The organism is Paenibacillus thermotolerans, assembly GCF_028745515.1.
Lineage (GTDB): Bacteria > Bacillota > Bacilli > Paenibacillales > YIM-B00363 > Paenibacillus_AE > Paenibacillus_AE thermotolerans.
This window is the reverse complement of the sequence record NZ_JAQZSG010000001.1, coordinates 19805-38815: the sequence shown is the minus strand read 5'-3', so window position 1 is coordinate 38815 and position 19011 is coordinate 19805. Positions and strand designations below refer to the sequence as shown.

Here is a 19011-nt window from a genome sequence, read left to right as displayed (position 1 = left end):
GGGGTGCTCCGGTTGAATAACAAATCTACGAAGAGAGTTATACCGGGTTATAAATTATCTTTAGGCTTTACGCTGTTTTATTTGTGCTTGATCGTTCTTATTCCGCTGGCCGGCGTGTTTATCAAAAGCGCCGGTTTATCGGCGGAGCAATTTTGGGCGGCGGCCACGCATCCGCGGGTATTGGCATCATATCGTATCAGCTTCGGTACGGCGCTGGCGGCGGCGCTGATCAACAGCGTATTCGGACTGCTGCTCGCTTGGGTCATCGTCCGTTACCGTTTCCCGGGAAGGAAGATCGTGGATGCCATGGTCGATTTGCCGTTCGCGCTGCCTACCGCAGTGGCGGGCATCGCGCTTACGTCCATCTACGCCAAGAACGGGTGGATCGGATCGATTGTCGAACCGTTCGGTTTCAAAATCGCATTTACGCCTTTAGGCATTACGCTGGCGCTCATGTTCGTTGGGCTTCCGTTTATCGTTCGTACGGTGCAGCCGATTTTACAGGACTTGGAGAAAGAGATGGAGGAAGCTTCCGCGACGCTTGGAGCCGGCTCGTGGACAACGTTTCGGAAAGTGATTTTTCCGGAGCTGCTGCCCGGGTTGATTACAGGGTTTGCTCTGGCGCTGGCGCGGGGGATCGGCGAATACGGATCCGTTGTGTTTATTGCCGGCAATATGCCGATGAAGACGGAAATTGCTCCGCTGCTCATTATTACAAAGCTGGAGCAGTATCAGTTTGCCGAGGCGACGGCCATCGCGTCCGTTATGCTTGTCGTTTCATTTCTGATGCTGTTTCTCATTAATTGGCTGCAATGGAGGGTTGCGAAGCGATGACGAATGGAAAGGTTACACGGGGTTTGTTAATCACGGCCGCACTTCTGTTCTTTGCATTCATGCTTCTTCTGCCGCTCGTTACCGTCTTTGTTGAAGCGTTCAAGCAAGGGACTTCCGTGTTTGCCGCCGCCATTTCCGATCCGGATGCCTTGTCGGCTGTTAAACTGACGCTGGCCGCGGCTTCTGCGGCGGTGTTTTGCAATACGTTGTTCGGCGTGGCGGCTGCATGGGCGATCACGAAATTTCCTTTCCGATTCAAAGGCTTGCTGACAACGTTGATCGACCTACCTTTTGCCGTCTCGCCTGTCATATCCGGATTAGTGTTCGTGCTGTTGTTCGGAGCTCAAGGCTTTTTCGGACCTTGGCTTGCGGAGCGGGGGATTCAAATTATTTTTGCCGTGCCGGGTATAATTTTGGCTACGATATTCGTAACGTTTCCGTTCGTCGCCAGAGAGTTGATCCCATTGATGCAATCCCAAGGCACGCAGGAAGAGGAGGCGGCCGCAACGCTTGGGGCAAGCGGTCTGCGGATGTTCTGGAAGGTTACGCTGCCGAACATCAAGTGGGGACTCATTTACGGCATGATTTTGGCAAACGCAAGGGCGATGGGGGAATTCGGCGCCGTTTCCGTAGTATCGGGGCATATCCGGGGGCTCACAAACACACTCCCTTTGCACATTGAAATTTTATATAACGAATATCAGTTTGCCGCATCGTTTGCGGTTTCGGTTCTGCTCGTCGCCATGGCGCTAATTACATTGGCGGCGAAAAGCGTCAACGATTGGAAATATCTTGGGAAGGGGAGTTGACGGACGATGCACATCGAAGTGGAGCGCCTGACGAAACGGTTCGGCGGCTATACCGCGACCGATTTTGTCACTTTCGGCATCGAGCAAGGGAAGCTTGTCGGGGTGCTCGGGCCCAGCGGCGGCGGAAAAACGACGCTCATGCGGATGATCGCGGGCTTGGAGCAGCCGGACTCCGGGACGATCGCGATCCACGGCCATCGGATGGACGGCGTGCCGCCGCAGCGGCGAAACATCGGGTTCGTCTTTCAAAATTATGCGCTGTTCCGTCACATGACCGTGTTTGACAATATCGCCTTCGGTTTGACGGTGAAAAGAAAGAAAAAGGAGGAGATTCGCGGGCGCGTTCACGACTTGTTGGAGTTGATCGGGTTGAAAGGACTGGAAAACCGCTATCCGAGCCAATTATCCGGCGGGCAGCGGCAGCGGGTCGCATTTGCCCGCGCGATCGCCCCGCAGCCAGAGCTGCTGCTGCTTGACGAGCCGTTTGCCGCCATGGACGTAAAGGTCCGGAAGGAGCTTCGGGGATGGCTGCGGGAGATGATTAGGCGGATCGGCATTACTACATTATTTGTAACGCACGATCAAGAAGAAGCGATGGAATTGGCGGATCAAATTTTAATCATTCACGAAGGACGGCTGGAGCAATCGGGCGCGCCGATTGAAATTTTCAGGCAGCCGGCAACGCCTTTTGTGGCATCGTTCATCGGGGATTCTGCTTGGATTCGAGAGGGGACCGTCATTTACGGCTTTGAAGACGCCCTTGCCGGAGGAGGAACGGCTCTGCTTCGGCCCGATGCCGTTCGGCTTGAAAAGCCGGCGGACATCGGCCGTCTTCGGCCGTATCCTTGGATGCGGTGCGAGGCTTCGGACGTTACGTTCGGCGGAGACAAACTTAAGATTGAGCTTAGCATCGGAACGTCTACATTGTTCGGGTACTTTCCGATCGAGGAAGGGATTATTGCAAAAGGCGAACCGGTAGACGTCTATGTCGAACGGCTGTTTCGGTTCGACGAATCCGGAAGAAGCGTTGTAAACAACAAGCTGCAGCCGCAAGCTTTGACCATATAAGGGAGGAGAGAAGGTTATGGAGCATTTTGCCGAAGGTGACGACGTTTGGGTGGAAAGAATCAAGGATGCGTTGAAAAACATGAGATTCGGAAGCGTTCATATTATTGTGCATGAGGGAAACATCGTCCAAATCGAACGGACGGAGAGACGCAGATACGATACGGAACGCGAACGCAGCCAGCGGCAAAAGTAAAGCTTATGCCCGAGGGACGTTAGCACCAATATTTGGTGCTAACCCCGGGTCACCGGGCACGAGACCCGCCTCGGATGCTCTAGCTTCACCCGCTGCACTCCACCGCGCCGCATGATCGACCGCCTCGAACGGCACTTTATTCCGCTGCAGCCGCCACACTGCCAAACTAGCTGTCCCCGCCGCATGACCGACCGCCTCGATTAAAGGGTGGTGTCAGCAAGAGCATAAGAGTATTTAGTGCTACAAACCCCGCCGTCTATGTCTTCAACCAATCGACCATCCGTTCGACGGCCGCCTCGTGAACCTGCAGCGCCATGTGGTGTCCGTAACCTTCGTATCGGTGCATGGACACGTCCCGGCCGAGCTGCAGCAACCGGTCGTACATCCGCTCGCCGTGGCTGATATCGACCTGTTGATCCACCGTACCGTGCACAATGAGAACCGGACAGCGGATCCGGTCGGCCCAATAAAGCGGGGAGCGGGCTTTGTATGCTTCCGGGTTGTTGGAAGGCGTACCGCCGATGACGCGCTTCAGCATTCTTCTAAGGTCCACTCTTTCCTCGTAAGTCTTGACCAAATCGGATACGCCGCCCCAAAGAATCAATTTATGAATACCCTCGATTTCCGCCGCCGCCTTAGCCGCGTTAATCGCGCCGCGGGAAAATCCCATCACGGAAATTCGCTCCGAGTCGACAAACGGCAGGCTTCGAAGCAAATCGTAAGCAGCCCGCACATCTTGCTGCTCGGCGCCTCCGAATTCATCGCGTCCTTCGCCTCCCTCGTTGCCGCGGTAGGAGGGGGCGAATACGACATAACCTAATCCGGCGAATTGCTCCACCCAATTTTGTTTGACCATGCCTACCTTTCCGATGCCGCCTCTACAGTAAAGGAATGCAGGCAGCTTCGCACCTGCGATATCCGTGCCGGAGCGAATGGAGCAGGCCGTGAGCGAAACCGGTAGATGGGCGTCCGTATGCGCAAAGCATCTGCGAACGAGCTCGCTTACGCCGGAGCTTTGAAATATATATTCGGGCGGCAGTCCCAGGTACCCCTTAACCTTGAATCCGTCCGACAAGTAGGTGACGTGATAGATCATGACGGTCCTCTTTCAATAAAAAAATCGGTTAAAGCTACTATACCTCGATTACCGCACAATTCAAAAATCGCCTCGTAAAAATATTTTTTATTTTTCAGAATTTTCGACATTTTTCTTGGTAGCCCATTCAGTATAATGTCTGTAAATATTACGGTAAACGTTTTTACAGATGATAAATTGAATGCGCTTTCGAAACGCCGGCAAATAAGGATAAGCCTAAACGAGCTGCTTGTAAGGGGGAGAACGAGGATGAAAAGAGCTGCAATTGTTGGAGAACGATTAGCCGGATTAGTGGATGCCGAAATGCCGAAGACGCCGGAAAACGGAGTGCTGATTAAGGTGACGGTTGCACCGATGTGCGCGGAGTACAAAGGGTTTATTTCAGGGAGCAAAACGGACTGTCTCGGTCACGAAGCGGTCGGAGAAGTCGTCGAATCGAATTCGGGCATGTTCCGTTCCGGAGACCGGGTTGTGGCGATGCCGCTTACCGCTTGCGGGGAATGCGAGTTGTGCTTGACCGGCAGCTTCATTTACTGCAACAAAAACACGATGCACGACGCCGCAATGGCTCAATACATAGCAAAGCATGCGCTGCTCGTTAAGAAAATACCCGATGACATTCCCGATGAGAAAGCCGCTTTGGCACTGTGCGGGTTAGGCCCGTCGTTCGGCGCGTTCCATACGATGGGAGTGGACGCCTTCGATTCGGTGCTGATTACCGGGCTCGGGCCGGTCGGTCTCGGCGCGGTCGTCAATGCAACGTTTCGGAATGCAAGAGTCATCGCCGTAGAATCCAATCCGTACCGGGCACAGCTCGCGAAAGACATGGGCGCCGCGGCGGTATTGGACCCGAGTGATCCCGACATTTTGCGGCAAATCGCAGAGTTGTGCGGAGGAACAGGCCCTGATTACGCTCTCGATTGCTCCGGAGCGGTTTCCGCCCATCGGCTTTGCATCGATGCGGTTCGCCGTTTAGGCAAGGTGGCGTTCGTCGGCGAAAGCCACGCGGAAACGCCTGTCGTCGTTAGCAGAGATTTGCTCCGCAAAGGAATTCATTTGATCGGCTCCTGGCATTACAACACCAACGTGTACCCTGAACTGCTTCAGGTAATCCGACGCTCTTCGAATGTTGAAAAGTTAGTATCGCACGTATTCCCGATGAGCGCCATTCAAGCGGCGTTCGAAGCGGCGGCAGCCCAGCAAAGCGCTAAAATATTGCTCAAGCCTTGGGAGTAAAAATAAAAACGTTTTTACAATACGTCATAACTCACGGCTGAAGGCATATCAATGTAGTAACAAAAGAAAGGGCTTACAAATGGCGTAATAGGATTTTCCGGCATGAACCGAATAAGAGAATTCATCCGATCGGAGCTGATGATCATGATTCCAACGTTTAACCCGGTGACCCCCGGTTTCCACGTTTCGTTTGTCGATTTTTTGGATGCAGCGGCTGCAGGCGGATTTCCGGCGATCGATTATTATATTCCTCCGTTCGCGAAAGTTGCCCGGGAACAATCGGTAGAAGAGGCGAAGCAGCTGTTAACATCCAGAGGTTTGGAACTTGGCGTGTTCGGCCTTCCGGTCGAATTCCGCAAAGACGAGGAGACGTTCCAAGCGGAACTAAAGCAGTTGCCGGCGCTGGCGGAGCTTGCGCGAGAATTGGGCTCGACGCGCTGCTGCACCTGGTTGCTGCCTTCGACGGACGAACCGGTGGCGGAATATACGAGCCGGTTTATTCGCAGACTTCGCGAATGCGCCAAATTGTTGAATCATTACGATATTACATTCGGACTGGAATGGGTCGGTCCGAAAACGTCGCGGACGATGAAACACGAGTTCATTCATACGCTTCCGGGAATGTTGGAGCTTGCTGCAGCGATCGACCAGCCCAACGTCGGAGTACTTTTCGACAGCTTTCACTGGTTTACCTCGCATGCGACGATCGACGATATTTTGTCGCTGACACCCGATCAAATCGTTCTTGTACATATTAATGACGCCCCCGATAAGCCGGCCGACGAGCAAATCGACAACGAGCGGCTCCTGCCGGGAGAAGGAATCATCGACTTAACCGGAATGCTAAATGCACTAAGAACGATAGGCTATGACAGCTATGTATCGGTAGAGACATTCAGCGCGGAGCTTCCGAAGCTGGATCCGAAGACGGTGGCGGTCCGAACGAAGGCTGCGCTAGACTCCGTTTTTGCAAAGATAAACTAAAAATTTTTAATTTACAGTGAAAACGTTTTTATTTCAAACGCCAAGTTGTATACGGGAGGGTGTAAGCGTGAAGGCAGCCATTCGCAAGGCCATCGTTCGGCTGTTCGTCTTAACCGTCGTCATTGCCGCTGCAGGATATTGGTACCAATCGCGCGGATTTGACGGCGGCGTGATGGCGGACATTCCGGATTACGGGCAAATCGACGAAGAATCCGTATTGTCAAAAGACGACGTACGCTCGAAGCTCGAACCCTCCTACTACACTTATTTGGCAGCCGCAAAGACCGAAGGTGCCGCAGACACCGAAGGAATCGAAATCGTCATTCCTGCGACGAAATTTTCGAAAACCAGCGATCGGGGGGTTCGGACAGAGGCGGCATTGGGCGGCAGCACCGAAGCCTCGCTCGTACTCGAGTCGGAGGACAGCTGGGCGGAATATACCGTAGACATTCCGGTTACCGGATTTTATCAAATGGGCATGAGCTATTACGCGCTTGAAGGAAAGAGAGCCTCCGTCATCCGAAGCGTCCAAATCGACGGCGAATATCCGTTTTTTCAACTGAAAAAGATGGAATTTCAACGGATGTGGCGGGAAGCCGGGGAGCCGTGGAAGGACAATCAAGGCGACGAATACAATCCTCGCCAGGAAGAAGCGTTCGGATGGCAATACCGGGAATTCCGCGATATGGACGCCAAAGTGTCCGAGCCGTTCCGCTTTTATTTGACGGAAGGACAGCATACCGTTCGAATCAACGCCATTCGCGAGCCGGCGGCGATCGGTCGCATCGACATATTTTCTCCTGTCCGTCTTCCCGCATATTCGAAGGTTGCGGCGGAATACAAGTCAAAAGGTTATAAGGTGACGGCAGACCGCTTTATAAAGATTCAAGCGGAAAGCGCGGTGCTAAAGTCCGACCCGACGCTGCGAAGAATTCAAAACCGCGAGCCGCTTACCGAGCCTTATAACAAGAATGGCGTCTCTTTGAACGCATTCGGCGATCTTGCATGGAAAAGAGGCGGGCAATGGGCCGAATGGGAGTTCGAGGTTCCCGAAAGCGGACTGTACGAAATCGGCTTCCGCTTTGGCAGCTGGTGGCTGAACGGAATACCGGTCGAGCGCATCGTAAGCATCGACGGCCGGATTCCGTTCAAGGAGCTGAACAATGCAGCGTTCCCGTACGAGGAGAACTGGCAGGTTGAACCGCTCGGTTCCAGGGAAGACCCGTTCTTGTTCTATTTGGAGAAGGGTACCCATCGAATCCGGATGGAGGTGCAGGTAGGCTCGCTGGGCGAAGTGTTCGAGAAGGTGCAGGACGTATCCCGCAAAATGTCGCTCCTAACCCGAGAGATTATACTATATACCGGCACAAATCCCGACCCGAACCGGGATTGGGAGCTTGAGCGGCATATCCCGAATTTGATCCCTCGGCTGCACCTGATGGCGAAGTCGCTGGACGATTCGATGCAGATGCTGTACGGCATGGGTGTCGACAAATCGAGCGCGGAGCTGGGACAGCTAGGGATCGCCCGCGATCAGCTGCTCAACATGGCGGAAGACGTGAATACGATTCCGGGACGGCTGGCCTCGATGACGGATACCCAATCGTCGCTCGGCGTATGGATTTCCGCGTTAAGCCAGCAAGCGCTCGATTTGGACTATATCATCGTAAAATCGCCGGATCGGAAGTGGCCGAAAGCGGAGGCGAACCTGCTCGTCAAGCTTTGGTACACAGTAAACGATTTCCTTATTTCCTTCAAAAAGGATTACAGCAGCATCGGCAACGTTTACAAGGACAAGGACGAGAAGACGCTTGAGGTGTGGGTCGCCCGCGGACGGGATTGGGTCGAGATTATTAAACAGATGGCGGATGAGGATTTTACGCCTGAAACGGGTATCAAAGTGAACATTAACGTCATTCCGGCTCAAGCGATGAATTTGCTGATGCTCTCTACGACTTCCGGCCGTCAGCCCGATGCGGCGCTCGGAGTGGAGCCGGAAATTCCGATCGATTTCGCGATTCGTAACGCCATCGTCAAGCTGAACGACTTTCCCGACTACCCGGAGGTCGCGGCGCGCTTTCGTCCCGGCGCTCTCATTCCGTACCGGTATAACGGCGCGGATTATGCCCTTCCGGAAAACCAAAACTTCACCATGCTGTTTTATCGTACGGACATCATGAATGAGCTGGGAATCGATAAAATTCCGGATACATGGGATGAAGTGCTGGACATTATTCCGATTTTGCAGCAGAACGGCATGGATTTTTACTATCCGCACGCATCCAATGCGCCGCAGCTTGCGATCAACGAATTTTCGCCGTTCCTGTTTCAATACGGCGGCGAGTATTACCGGGACAACGGGCAGCGGTCCGCGCTCGACTCGCCGGAGGCGCTGGAAGCGGTCAAGATGTGGACCGGATTGTACACGAACTACAAGATCAATAAGGACGCGAACTTCTACAATCGCTTCCGCACCGGAGAGATGCCGATCGGCGTCGCCGATTACTCGACATATGTGCTGCTCTCGACGGCGGCGCCGGAGCTTTCCGGCTGGTGGGAAATGAAGCCGACCCCCGGGGTGCGGCAGCCCGACGGAAAAATCAACCGCTCCACGGGAGGCTCGGCGCAAACCGGGATGATTTTCAAAAATACGGGCATGGAGCGAGAAGCGTGGGAATTTCTCAAGTGGTGGACCAGCGCTGACGTGCAGGAGCGGTTCGGCAGCGAGCTGGAATCGATTATCGGCGTAGAAGCGCGGTGGAATACGGCGAACGTCGAGGCGCTGCAGCGGCTGCCGTGGCCCTCGAAGGATATCGACGCGATTATGGAGCAGTGGGAATGGTTTAAAGAGCGCGAGGTCGTGCTCGGCGGATATTATACGACACGCCATATCGCGAATATATGGAACGAAATCGTGTTGAACGGAAAAAACCGCCGCGAGGCGGTGGAGGACGGAGTCAAGGAAATCAATAACGAACTTCGCAAGAAGCGGGTAGAATTCGGGCTTCCGACCACGGCGCCCGGAGAATAGGAGGAGAGACGATGAATCAAGCTTCCGTTCAAGGAGCTGCTGCTGTCCGCCCGGCTAGGGAAAACAGGCTCAAGCTGCTGCTCAGAGCGATGTACGCTTACCGCGGATCGTATATGTTCTTGGCTCCCTTCTTGCTCTTCTTCGCCTTGTTTACGATCATCCCCGTCCTGACGTCGATGGTCTTAAGCTTCAGCTACTACAATATTTTAGAGCCGCCGCGTTGGGTCGGGCTCGGCAATTACCGGTCGTTGTTCGTCGATGACGATATATTTCTAACGGCGATCGGCAACACGCTGAAGTTCGCCGTCGTTACGGGCCCGATCGGCTACATTATGGCTTTCCTGCTAGCGTGGCTCATCAGCCAAATTCCGAACAAGTACCGTTTCCTGTATACGTTCTGTTTCTATACCCCGGCTATTACAAGCGCCGTAGCGATGACGGTCGTATGGACGTACTTGTTCTCCGGCGACCGGTACGGCTTGATCAACAAATGGCTGATCGAGCTGGGCATTCTCCATGAGCCGTGGCTGTGGCTGCAGGAGATCGACACCATCATGCCCGTCCTGATTCTCGTATCGCTGTGGATGAGCATGGGCATCGGCTTCCTCGCTTTCCTGGCCGGTTTGCAGAACGTCCCTCGCGATTTGTATGAGGCGGGAGCCATCGACGGGGTGAAATACCGTTGGCAAGAGCTGTGGTATATTACGATACCTTCCGTGAAACCGCAGCTTCTGTTCGGAGCCGTGATGCAGGTCGTATTCTCGCTGCAGGTGTTCGACGTCAGCGTTCAATTGGTCGGCATTCCAAGCCCTCTGTATGCCGGCCATACCATCATGACGCACCTGTTCGACTATGCGTTCATCCGTTTTGAAATGGGGTATGCGTCCGCGATTGCGGTCGTGCTGTTCCTGCTCATGGTCGGACTCAACCGCCTCATTTTTAAGATTCTGGGTCATAGGGAGTGAGCACGTTGGCCGCAGTCTCATCCGCAATAGTAAAAGGGGAACGGTTCGATTGGGGCGGATTGATGCTTTATTCGTTCCTTACTGTCTTGGCGCTGTTCATGCTGGCCCCGCTCGTGTACATGGTGTCGACGGCCTTTAAACCGATCTCCGAGCTGTTTCTGTTTCCGCCGAAATTTTTCGTCATGAATCCGACCTTCAAAAATTTCCAAAACCTGCTTCTCGTATCCGGCACATCGTTCGTACCTTTTACCCGCTACGCGTTCAACAGCTTTGTCGTCTCCTTCTGCATCGTAGTCGGCGGCGTCGTGATTTCGGCGATGGCAGCGTTTCCGCTCAGCAAGCATCTGGATATGCCGTTTCGCAAAGGAATTTTCAATATGATTATTCTGGCGCTTATGTTCGCTCCCCAGGTCACGCAAATTCCGCAATATTTAGTCATCAATAAACTGGGGTTAATGAATACGTACTTTGCGCTCGTCATCCCGTACTTGGCGTATCCGGTCGGATTGTTCCTCATGAAGCAGTTTTTGGATCAAATTCCGGACGCGCTGCTTGAGGCGGGAAAGATGGACGGCGCGAAGGATTGGACGATCTTCTGGAAAATCATCATGCCGCTGCTGAAGCCGGCGTGGTCGACGCTCGCGCTGTTCGTCTTCGTTGCGGCCTGGAACGATCCTTGGTCTTCTGCGGTGTATACGACGACCGAAGATATGAAAACGCTGCCTTACGCGCTGACGACGATCAACGGCGGAACGGCGAACGCGATCGCTACAGCCGGAACGTTAGGTGCTGCAAGTCTGCTGATGATCATACCGACGATCATCGTGTTCGTGGTGACGCAGAAGATGGTGCTGGAAACGATGGCGCATTCGGGAATCAAGGAATGAGGTGCCGGCCGTGAGAAACAAAAAAAACATCCGGATCGGTATGGCCGTTCTCCTGCTTCTATGCCTGCTTCCGACGACGGTCTACGCGGACAGCCCATATGAAGGTTATATATACGACAGCTTGAAAAACACGCCGCAATCGATCAACGGTTATTTGTACAAGGATTCGATCGACGGCTACGACCTTGAGAGCGGGCCGTTCAGCGAGCCGCAGGATTTGTTCGTGGCGAAGGACGACACGCTGTACATCGCGGATACCGGCAACGACCGGATCATCCGCATGAACGCAAACAAACAAGTGCTGCAGATCGTCGCCCCGGAGGAAGGGCCGGGGAAGCTGTCAACGCCGAAGGGTGTGTTCGTCACGGAGGACGGTAGCATCTTCGTCGCGGACACCGGCAATCAACGGGTCGTCCAATTCGACGGCGCCGGGCGATTCGTGAAGGAGTTCAAAAAGCCGGATTCGCCGCTGCTTGAGGCCGGGTTCAATTTTGCCCCTTCCAAGGTCGTATTCGATAAACGCGGCAATTTATTCGTTGTCAGCGAGGGCGCCCACCAAGGCTTGGTGCAGCTCCGCCCGGACGGAAGCTTCTCCGGATTTTTCGGCGCCAATCACGTCGATTTCAGCTGGACGCGGCTGCTGGTCAAATATATCGCGACGAAAGAGCAGCGGGAGCAGCTGGCGGCCGTCAGACCGCCCGAATTTTCCAACCTGTTCTTAGATGAAGAAGGGTTTATTTATACGACGACCTTCGGCATCCGGAACAATCAAATCAAGCGGCTCAGCGCGGTCGGAGTCGATATTTTGAACATCAACGAATCGCGGCGGTACGGGGATCTCCAAATGCCGATCGAGAAGTGGACCACGCTGTACGAAGCGTTCGTGGACGTCACGGTGGACCGCAACGGAATGATTACCGCCGTGGATCAAACGACCGGCAAGGCGTTCCAGTATGACCAACTGGGAAATTTATTGTTTGTTTTCGGAGGGCTCGGCAATCAGAACGGCTTGTTCGTTACGCCGGCCGCCATCGGGCAAACGTCGGACGGCACGATGTACGTCGTCGACAAAACCCGAAACCGGATCGACCGTTTCCGCACGACGCCGTTCGCGGACAAAGTGCATGAGGCCGTGAAGCTGTACGTGGATGGAAAATACGAGGAGGCGTCCGTGCCGTGGCAAGAAGTGATCCGCATGAACAGCAACTACGATCTGGCCTACAAATCGATCGGGAAAGCGCTGTTCCGGGCGGAGCGCTACGAGGAGGCAATGGTTTATTTCGAGGCCGCCAAAGCCAGGGCCGATTACTCGGAGGCGTACTTGGAGTATCGGAAAATATTTGCGAGAGAGCATTTCGAGTGGTTTTTCGCGGGAATCGTGGCGGCGTTTGCGGTTTATAAAGGCATTGCATTCCGGCTTTCCAAGCGGCGCCGTGCGGCGGCGGACCGAAGGCGCGGACTGAATGCGAAGGGGGACGCGGGGACGTGAACGTATTCCGACAGTCAAAGCACGTGCTGCTGCATCCGTTGGATTTCTTCTATGATATTCAGTTCGCCGGCAAGTCCAAGCTTATAAGCGCAGCCATCATTATCGTGCTGACGGTGGCCGCCCGGGTCGTGTCGCTGATGGCGACCGGCTTTTCCTATCAAACGCGGGAGCCTTACCAAATCTCGTTCATCATGCAAGCGGTATGGATTATCGTGCCGTGGCTTACCTGGTCGATTGCGAATTGGGGAGTCAGTACGATTATCGACGGCGAGGGCAAATTTATCGATGTGCTTACCGGCAGCGCGTTTGCGTTCGTTCCTTATGTTCTGTGCATCGTCCCGATCGCGATCATTACGAACCTGCTCAGCTTAAGAGAGAGCATGATCGTGACGATGCTGACGTGGGGAGTTTATGTATGGGTCGCTTTCCTTGTGTTTGCGAAGGTGAAGGTCATTCACGATTTCGAGCCGGGAAAGGTCGTGTGGATCACGCTCCTCACCATCGCCGGGATGTTCATCATGTGGTTTATCGGGCTTCTGTTGTTCGGATTGATCAACCAAGCTTTTACGTTCGTGATCGGTCTTTACAAGGAAATCACTTTCAGGCTATAGGGGGTAAAGATGAAAGCCTATATCGGAAGAGTTATAGGGTATGCAATCGTTGCGGCATTGACGACCGTCTTTATCCTCATTATCAGCCAGCCGCCCGCCGAACCGGAAGCAGCCAAGGAAACCGCGAAAGAGGAGGCTCCTAAGGAGCTCGATCAATTTACGGCGGAAAGCTTACAGCTGGAAAATGACCGCTTTGCCCTCCGGTTCGACGGACGATACGGGAGCGTGCATTTGACCGACAAGTCGACGGGACAAACGTGGGACAGCGTGCCCGAGCTGGATAAATCGGTGCCTCCCAACAATCAGCGGTTTATTCATTCGCCGGTATTGGTCCGTTATACGGAGGGGAAAGGAAACACACAGACATACCCCTTCAAAGAACAAGGGACGCTCAAGGCGGAGCTGATCGACGGCGGGAAGGCGATCCGCGCGGACATCGAGCTTACCCGGATCAATATTGCGTTCGCGCTAGTGTATCGGCTAAATAAAGACGGATTAGAGGTGAAGATTCCGTTCGATTCGGTCAAGGAAGGGGCCAATAAAAAGCTCGTATCGATCGAGGCGCTTCCGTTCTTCGAGGCGGCGAAGGAGACGGACGAAGGCGCGCTCGTCATACCGGACGGATCGGGCGCTTTGATCGGCTTTAAGGAGAAGCATCCGCAATATTTCGAAATCTACAGCGAATTCGTGTACGGCGGCGACCACGCTTTTCAGAAGAACGTCTATCAGAAGGTCACGGAAAATAAGCGGGAGATGCTGAGCTACGGACCGCGGGAATCGGCGGCGCTGCCTATATACGGATTGTACAAAAAGGACAAAGCGTTTCTCGCCGTGCTTCATGACGGGGAGGAGGACGCGAAAATAAACGCCACTCCGTCAGGCGTGCGTAACATTAAGCTGTATCGGGCTTCCGCGGAGTTTATATATCGAAATGACGACGTTGTGTTTCTGGGCGGCTCGGGAGAAATTCCGCTGACGAGCAGCGCTATGATTCCGGGAGACCGGACCGTCCGCTTCGTCCTCCTACAGGAGCCGAATGCGAATTACGTCGGGATGGCGACCGCTTACCGAAACTACCTCATCGAGGAGAAGGGGCTGAAGCCGGCGGCGGACCGCGAACCGACGTACCAGCTGCATGTTTTCGGCGGGGTGCTTCAGACCGAAATTATCGGACGGAAATTCGTGACGCTGACCACCTTCAAGGAAGTTAAGGAAATGATCGACCGTTTGATCGGGAAGGGCGTCCGCAAGCTCGAAGTGACGCTGGAAGGCTGGTCGGACGGCGGAGCGTTCGGAAATCAGCCCGCTCACCTGCCCGCGGACCGGCATCTGGGCGGAACGAAGGACTTGCGGCAACTAAGCGAATATGCCAAATCCATAGGCGTGCAGCTTTACGTAAGCACGAATTATGTGAAGCCGTACAAGAAAAGCGGCGCGCTGAGCAGAACGAGGGATACGATCCGCGGATTGAACAAAGAGGTGCTCGAGGTCTACAAGCCTTACGTTACGACGCGGCAGGCATCGTATGAGCTGTACTATTTGCTCAAACCCGGCCGAGTGTACGACCGGTTCGTCTCGGAGGAAGCGCCGAAGTTCGCCGATCTCGGAATTTCCGGCGTTCGGCTCGGTTATATGGGGAACACCCTGTACTCGGATCCCGGATCGAAGATAAGCGCTTACCGGAAGGATACGCTGGAGGCTTGGGTGAAGTCGATGGATTTGATGCGCGAGTCGGTCGGCCGCGCCGCCGTCGAATACGGCTTCGGATATGCGCTCGGCCATGTCGACCGCATCGACGGCATACCGCTCGAATCGAGCCATTATGTGTATGCGGATGCATCGATTCCGTTCTATCAGATCGCAATTCACGGCTTGATCCCGTATACGGCAAAGCCATCGAATTTGCGGGACGATCCGAGAACGGAAATGCTTAAGGCACTTGAATACGGCGCCTTGCCGAGCTTCGCCTTGACGTACCGCGATCCGGTGCTGCTCAAGCGGACGATGGTCGACGATTTATTCAGCTCGGAGTTTTCGAAGTGGGTCGACAGCTCCGCCGAGGAATACGCCGTATTCGAAACGATTTTGGGTCGGGTAGCGGATCAGCCGATCGTGGATCACGAGATGCTGGCCGAAGGGGTGTACAGGACGACATACGGCAACGGCGTGCAGGTTCTGGTGAACTATAACGATGCGCAAGCTGTCGCCGAAGACGAAACGATCCCGGCGTACGGATACGCCGTAAAGGGGGGAGACGAGTGAGGAAGAGCGCAAAGCTATCGATGCGGACACAACATGTGCTGGAGGGCTACTCCTTCGTACTCCTGTGGGTTATCGGCTTTCTCGTCTTTATGGCCGTCCCGCTCGGCCGGTCGCTGTATTACTCCTTTAACAAAATGACGCTCACCAAACAAGGGCTGCAGGCTACCTTCCACGGCACCAGGTACTACCGCGACGCATTCACGGTGGACGTAGATTTCGTTCCGAAGCTGATGTCTACCGTCACGACCATGGTGATCCACGTGCCGCTCATCATTATATTTGCGATGTTCAGCGCTCTGCTGCTCAACCGTCCCTTCCGCGGAAGAATGATGTTCCGCTCGATTTTCTTTCTGCCGGTCATCATTGCCTCCGGGGTCGTACTTCAGAAGCTTCTGGATCAAGGGGCCGCGACGCTGCCGATTTTCGTGCAGTACGATTTGGCGCGAATCCTCATCCAGTACGTCCCGAGCGAGGTGCTGCTGCCCTTGCTGAAGATGATGGATTCCTTAACGCTTGTGATGTGGGACTCGGGAGTGCAAATTCTCATTTTCCTGGCGGGCTTGCAGTCGATTTCCCCTCAGCTGTACGAAGCGGCCAAGTGCGACGGCGCCACGCCGTGGGAGAGCTTCTGGAAGGTAACGTTCCCGATGATTACGCCGATGATATTGGTCAACGTGCTCTTCAGCATCGTGAACTCGTTTACGAAGGTGAACAACGCCGTCATGACCTACATTTACGATATCGCCTTCAAGAAGAACGAATTCGGTTACGGGTCGGCGCTGGGCTGGATATATTTCGCAATCATTTTTCTCATTATTTTGCTGGTCATGTTTTTGTTTAAAAACATGGATAACCCGTATGCCCGGGAAGGACGGTGAGCCGTTATGCAATCGGAACCTAGAGTGCGGCATGAAGCTAAGCTTGACGCGGTTGCGGAACGGTGGAGCTCCAAGCTGGCGGCTTATGCCGATTCCCGAACGTCCCGCCGTACGAGAGAGTACGCCGGGCTTACGTTCCACTATATCGTGCTGTGCAGCCTGTCGTTCGTCTTCGTATATCCCATTCTATATATTGTGAGCCAATCGTTCATGCAGGCTCCCGACATTACGGATGCTACCGTGCAATGGATTCCGAAGGAGCTGTCGTTCGAGCATTACCGTTTCGCGTTCGACAAGATGAAGTATTGGCACAGCTTCGGAAACAGCGTCATGGCCACGGGCGGCGCAGTAATCGCGCAGCTCATCAGCTGCTCGATCGTCGGTTACGGGTTGGCCAGGTATCGCTTTCCAGGCCACAGGCTATTGCTGTTGCTCGTTTTGTTCACGTTTTTGGTCCCGCCGCAAACCATTGTCGTTCCGCTGTTCATTTTTTTCAGCGACCTGCACTGGCTCAACACGTATTGGCCGATTGTCGTGCCCGGTATATTCGGTCAAGGTCTCAGGGGCGCTTTGTTCGTTCTGATTTTCATGCAGTTTTTCCGCGGCTTGCCGCACCAATTGGAGGAGGCCGCCAGGATCGACGGCGCGGGCGCTTATCGAACCTTCTTCCAAATTATGCTTCCATTATCCGGTCCCGCGATTCTGGTCGTGTTTCTGTTTTCCACGGTATGGCACTGGAACGACATTTTCGAACCGAATTTGTATTTTATGGTCGAGTCGCATTATAACTTGCCGCAGCAGCTTGCGATCCTGGACGTACAAGGCGCCTTCCGCGTACAGCAGGCCAAGATGCTGATGGGAGCCAACATGCTCGGCTCCGTCCCGACCAGCTACAACCGGAATATGGCGGGGGCACTTATCACGATCTTGCCTCTTATGCTTCTGTACGGCTTCGCCCAACGCTATTTCATAGAAAGCGTAGAACGGACCGGCATTGCCGGCGATTAAGGAACGGTCCGTTCCGAAGGGAGCGTGGTGACTTTGAGCAAATCACAAGACATGCGGCGGTTTTGATGTTTCAAGGGTTCGCGAAGGCATTACTGAAGAAAAAAACTAAAAAAGGTGGATGTGTATGAAAAAAGCGGTATCCGTTTTACTCATTCTCACTTTCGTCCTGACCATACTGCTGGCGGGCTGCAGCGGCGGCGGCAGTCTCTCGGATTCGACGAGCGAAGACCCGTCATCTTCGGACACAACAAATAAAGATGCGACCGAACCCGAACCCGAACCGAGCGATGAAAGCGGCGATATTGCCATAAACCCGGTAGTCACCGACGACCCGAACAACTTCAAGCCGGCGCTTCCGACCGATACGAAGGGAGAGCTCACGCTATGGGTGGCGTGGCCGCTCGATTCTTGGGTCGGCATGTTCAACTCCGTCTATCCGAATGTCAAAGTCAACCTGCTGACGGTGGACCCGATCGAGGAAAAGCTCAAAACCGCTCTTGCCGCGGGTTCTGGCGCGCCGGACATCGCATTTCTTGACGGCGGATTGATGGGCAACTACAACACGGTCGAAGGGTTCGAAGATTTGCTGCAGCCTCCGTATGACGCCGGCAAATACGAGAAGTATTTCCCGCCGGCCGTATGGCAGCGTTTCATGTCGCTCGACGGCAAGCGGCTGATCAGCATTGCGACCGATACCGCTCCCGCCGTAACGTTCTACCGGCCGGACATTATGGAGGAGAACGGGTTTCCGACCGACCCGGCGGAATTCGGGCAATATATTTCCGATACGGAAAACTTCATCGGGCTTGCCAAAACATTGAAGGCGCAGGACAAATACGTCATTCAGTGGGATTCGGAGCCGCTCAGCATATACACGTTCGGCATCGGCTTCTTCAACCGGAAGCTGGAATGGCAGCGCAATAACGAGAAATTTGTTACAGGGCTCGATTTGGCGAAACGATTCAGACAAGAGAAGCTTGCTTCCAACATTAACTTCTGGGATGACGAAGGGTCGCAGGCGGTGGCCTCGGGCAAGCTGGCGATGGTATTCCTGGGCAACTGGGGCGCGGAGGAAATCAATAACAAAGCGCCGGATACGGCGGGCAAATGGCACGCGACCAACCTTCCGTTCGGAGCGTTCGGCGGTTGGGGCGGCGCATCGCTGGGCATTACGACGCAAAGCAAAAATAAAGAGATGGCGTGGGAGTTCATACGGATGATTTTGTTAAACAGCGTCTACGCCAATAAAGAAAACATTCAGTACGGCGGTACTCCCGCTTATTTGCCGGCTTACGAATTGCTCGATCAATTCGAGCAGCCGAACGAGTTTTTAGGCGGGCAAATGACCGGAAAAATGTATCAGGAGTTTATTACGAAAATTCCGGAGTCGATCAGCACGCCGCTGGACGGCAAAGCTCAAGAAATTTGGGATAAGGGCATTCAGGAAGCGATCGAGAAAAACATCGATTCCAAAACGGCGCTTCAAAACATTCAGGATGAGGTCGAAAGAGTGCTGGCGATCGACATTCAAGCTTTGAAGCAGCAAATCGGCATTGAGTAGAAGCAACCGCTGTTGGGTCCGCCGGCGGATGGGGAGCAGGGTTAGCAACGAATATTGGTGCAAAGTCGGTCCCGCCGGTGAAGATATAGCAGGGTTAGT

The 19011-nt window shown here is 54.1% G+C and carries 16 protein-coding genes; 15 read left to right on the top strand and 1 reads right to left on the bottom strand.

The genetic code is table 11. The features are described 5' to 3' along the window. The first annotated feature begins 12 nt into the window (after positions 1 to 12). The 4 genes from cysT to PT964_RS00170 are packed head-to-tail and all read left to right on the top strand — an operon-like array spanning position 13 to position 2904. Positions 13 to 834, top strand: a complete 822-nt coding sequence (gene cysT, locus PT964_RS00185; RefSeq protein WP_425262642.1) for a sulfate ABC transporter permease subunit CysT — start codon at positions 13 to 15, stop codon at positions 832 to 834. Beyond that, complete coding sequence (cysW, locus tag PT964_RS00180; protein ID WP_274361284.1) at positions 831 to 1643, top strand: sulfate ABC transporter permease subunit CysW; 813 nt, start codon at positions 831 to 833, stop codon at positions 1641 to 1643. The genes cysT and cysW overlap by 4 nt, the downstream gene beginning before the upstream one ends. Positions 1644 to 1649: 6 nt before the next feature. Next, on the top strand, positions 1650 to 2711 hold the full coding sequence (locus PT964_RS00175; protein ID WP_274361283.1) for a sulfate/molybdate ABC transporter ATP-binding protein: 1062 nt from the start codon (positions 1650 to 1652) through the stop codon (positions 2709 to 2711). Positions 2712 to 2727: 16 nt separating this feature from the next. Next, a complete protein-coding gene (locus PT964_RS00170; RefSeq protein WP_274361282.1) occupies positions 2728 to 2904 on the top strand; it encodes a YezD family protein in 177 nt (58 codons plus the stop codon). A 256-nt stretch (positions 2905 to 3160) separates the two neighbouring features. Here PT964_RS00170 and PT964_RS00165 read toward each other — a convergent pair whose 3' ends face one another. Then, entirely contained in the window at positions 3161 to 4000 is an 840-nt protein-coding gene (locus tag PT964_RS00165) for an alpha/beta hydrolase family protein (protein ID WP_274361281.1), read from the bottom strand. Positions 4001 to 4249: 249 nt separating this feature from the next. On the opposite strand from PT964_RS00165, the gene PT964_RS00160 reads away from it, so the two are divergent. The 11 genes from PT964_RS00160 to PT964_RS00110 all read left to right on the top strand — a co-directional run bounded on the left by PT964_RS00160 (position 4250) and on the right by PT964_RS00110 (position 18912). Next, entirely contained in the window at positions 4250 to 5236 is a 987-nt protein-coding gene (locus PT964_RS00160) for a zinc-dependent alcohol dehydrogenase (RefSeq protein WP_274361280.1), read from the top strand. Between the two features lie 102 nt (positions 5237 to 5338). After that, positions 5339 to 6220, top strand: coding sequence for a sugar phosphate isomerase/epimerase family protein (locus PT964_RS00155; protein ID WP_274361279.1), 882 nt, complete (start codon positions 5339 to 5341; stop codon positions 6218 to 6220). A gap of 67 nt (positions 6221 to 6287) precedes the next feature. Then, positions 6288 to 9251 (top strand): extracellular solute-binding protein, encoded by a 2964-nt coding sequence (locus tag PT964_RS00150; protein ID WP_274361278.1) that lies wholly within the window; start codon positions 6288 to 6290, stop codon positions 9249 to 9251. A gap of 11 nt (positions 9252 to 9262) precedes the next feature. Next, a complete protein-coding gene (locus PT964_RS00145) occupies positions 9263 to 10216 on the top strand; it encodes a carbohydrate ABC transporter permease (RefSeq protein WP_274361277.1) in 954 nt (317 codons plus the stop codon). A 5-nt stretch (positions 10217 to 10221) separates the two neighbouring features. Further along, entirely contained in the window at positions 10222 to 11103 is an 882-nt protein-coding gene (locus PT964_RS00140; RefSeq protein ID WP_274361276.1) for a carbohydrate ABC transporter permease, read from the top strand. Between the two features lie 10 nt (positions 11104 to 11113). Continuing rightward, complete coding sequence (locus tag PT964_RS00135; protein WP_274361275.1) at positions 11114 to 12592, top strand: hypothetical protein; 1479 nt, start codon at positions 11114 to 11116, stop codon at positions 12590 to 12592. Next, complete coding sequence (locus PT964_RS00130; RefSeq protein ID WP_274361274.1) at positions 12589 to 13203, top strand: YIP1 family protein; 615 nt, start codon at positions 12589 to 12591, stop codon at positions 13201 to 13203. The genes PT964_RS00135 and PT964_RS00130 overlap by 4 nt, the downstream gene beginning before the upstream one ends. Positions 13204 to 13212: 9 nt before the next feature. Beyond that, positions 13213 to 15465 (top strand): DUF5696 domain-containing protein, encoded by a 2253-nt coding sequence (locus PT964_RS00125; RefSeq protein ID WP_274361273.1) that lies wholly within the window; start codon positions 13213 to 13215, stop codon positions 15463 to 15465. Next, complete coding sequence (locus PT964_RS00120; RefSeq protein ID WP_274361272.1) at positions 15462 to 16343, top strand: carbohydrate ABC transporter permease; 882 nt, start codon at positions 15462 to 15464, stop codon at positions 16341 to 16343. Before PT964_RS00125 ends, PT964_RS00120 begins: the two co-directional genes overlap by 4 nt. 6 nt (positions 16344 to 16349) lie before the next feature. Next, the gene (locus tag PT964_RS00115; RefSeq protein WP_274361271.1) at positions 16350 to 17351 is read left to right on the top strand and encodes a carbohydrate ABC transporter permease; all 1002 of its coding nucleotides are present in this window, start codon (positions 16350 to 16352) and stop codon (positions 17349 to 17351) included. Positions 17352 to 17475: 124 nt separating this feature from the next. Then, on the top strand, positions 17476 to 18912 hold the full coding sequence (locus tag PT964_RS00110) for an ABC transporter substrate-binding protein (protein ID WP_274361270.1): 1437 nt from the start codon (positions 17476 to 17478) through the stop codon (positions 18910 to 18912). Positions 18913 to 19011 lie beyond the last annotated feature (99 nt).

Excerpts from the sequence above, each read along its gene's own strand:
- PT964_RS00125 (WP_274361273.1), top strand. The coding sequence starts at position 13,213 with ATGAAAGCCTATATCGGAAGAGTTATAGGGTATGCAATCGTTGCGGCA.
- PT964_RS00145 (WP_274361277.1), top strand. The coding sequence starts at position 9,263 with ATGAATCAAGCTTCCGTTCAAGGAGCTGCTGCTGTCCGCCCGGCTAGG.
- PT964_RS00165 (WP_274361281.1), bottom strand. The coding sequence starts at position 4,000 with ATGATCTATCACGTCACCTACTTGTCGGACGGATTCAAGGTTAAGGGG.
- PT964_RS00170 (WP_274361282.1), top strand. The coding sequence starts at position 2,728 with ATGGAGCATTTTGCCGAAGGTGACGACGTTTGGGTGGAAAGAATCAAG.
- PT964_RS00155 (WP_274361279.1), top strand. The coding sequence starts at position 5,339 with ATGAACCGAATAAGAGAATTCATCCGATCGGAGCTGATGATCATGATT.
- PT964_RS00110 (WP_274361270.1), top strand. The coding sequence starts at position 17,476 with ATGAAAAAAGCGGTATCCGTTTTACTCATTCTCACTTTCGTCCTGACC.
- PT964_RS00115 (WP_274361271.1), top strand. The coding sequence starts at position 16,350 with ATGCAATCGGAACCTAGAGTGCGGCATGAAGCTAAGCTTGACGCGGTT.
- PT964_RS00160 (WP_274361280.1), top strand. The coding sequence starts at position 4,250 with ATGAAAAGAGCTGCAATTGTTGGAGAACGATTAGCCGGATTAGTGGAT.
- cysW (WP_274361284.1), top strand. The coding sequence starts at position 831 with ATGACGAATGGAAAGGTTACACGGGGTTTGTTAATCACGGCCGCACTT.
- PT964_RS00175 (WP_274361283.1), top strand. The coding sequence starts at position 1,650 with ATGCACATCGAAGTGGAGCGCCTGACGAAACGGTTCGGCGGCTATACC.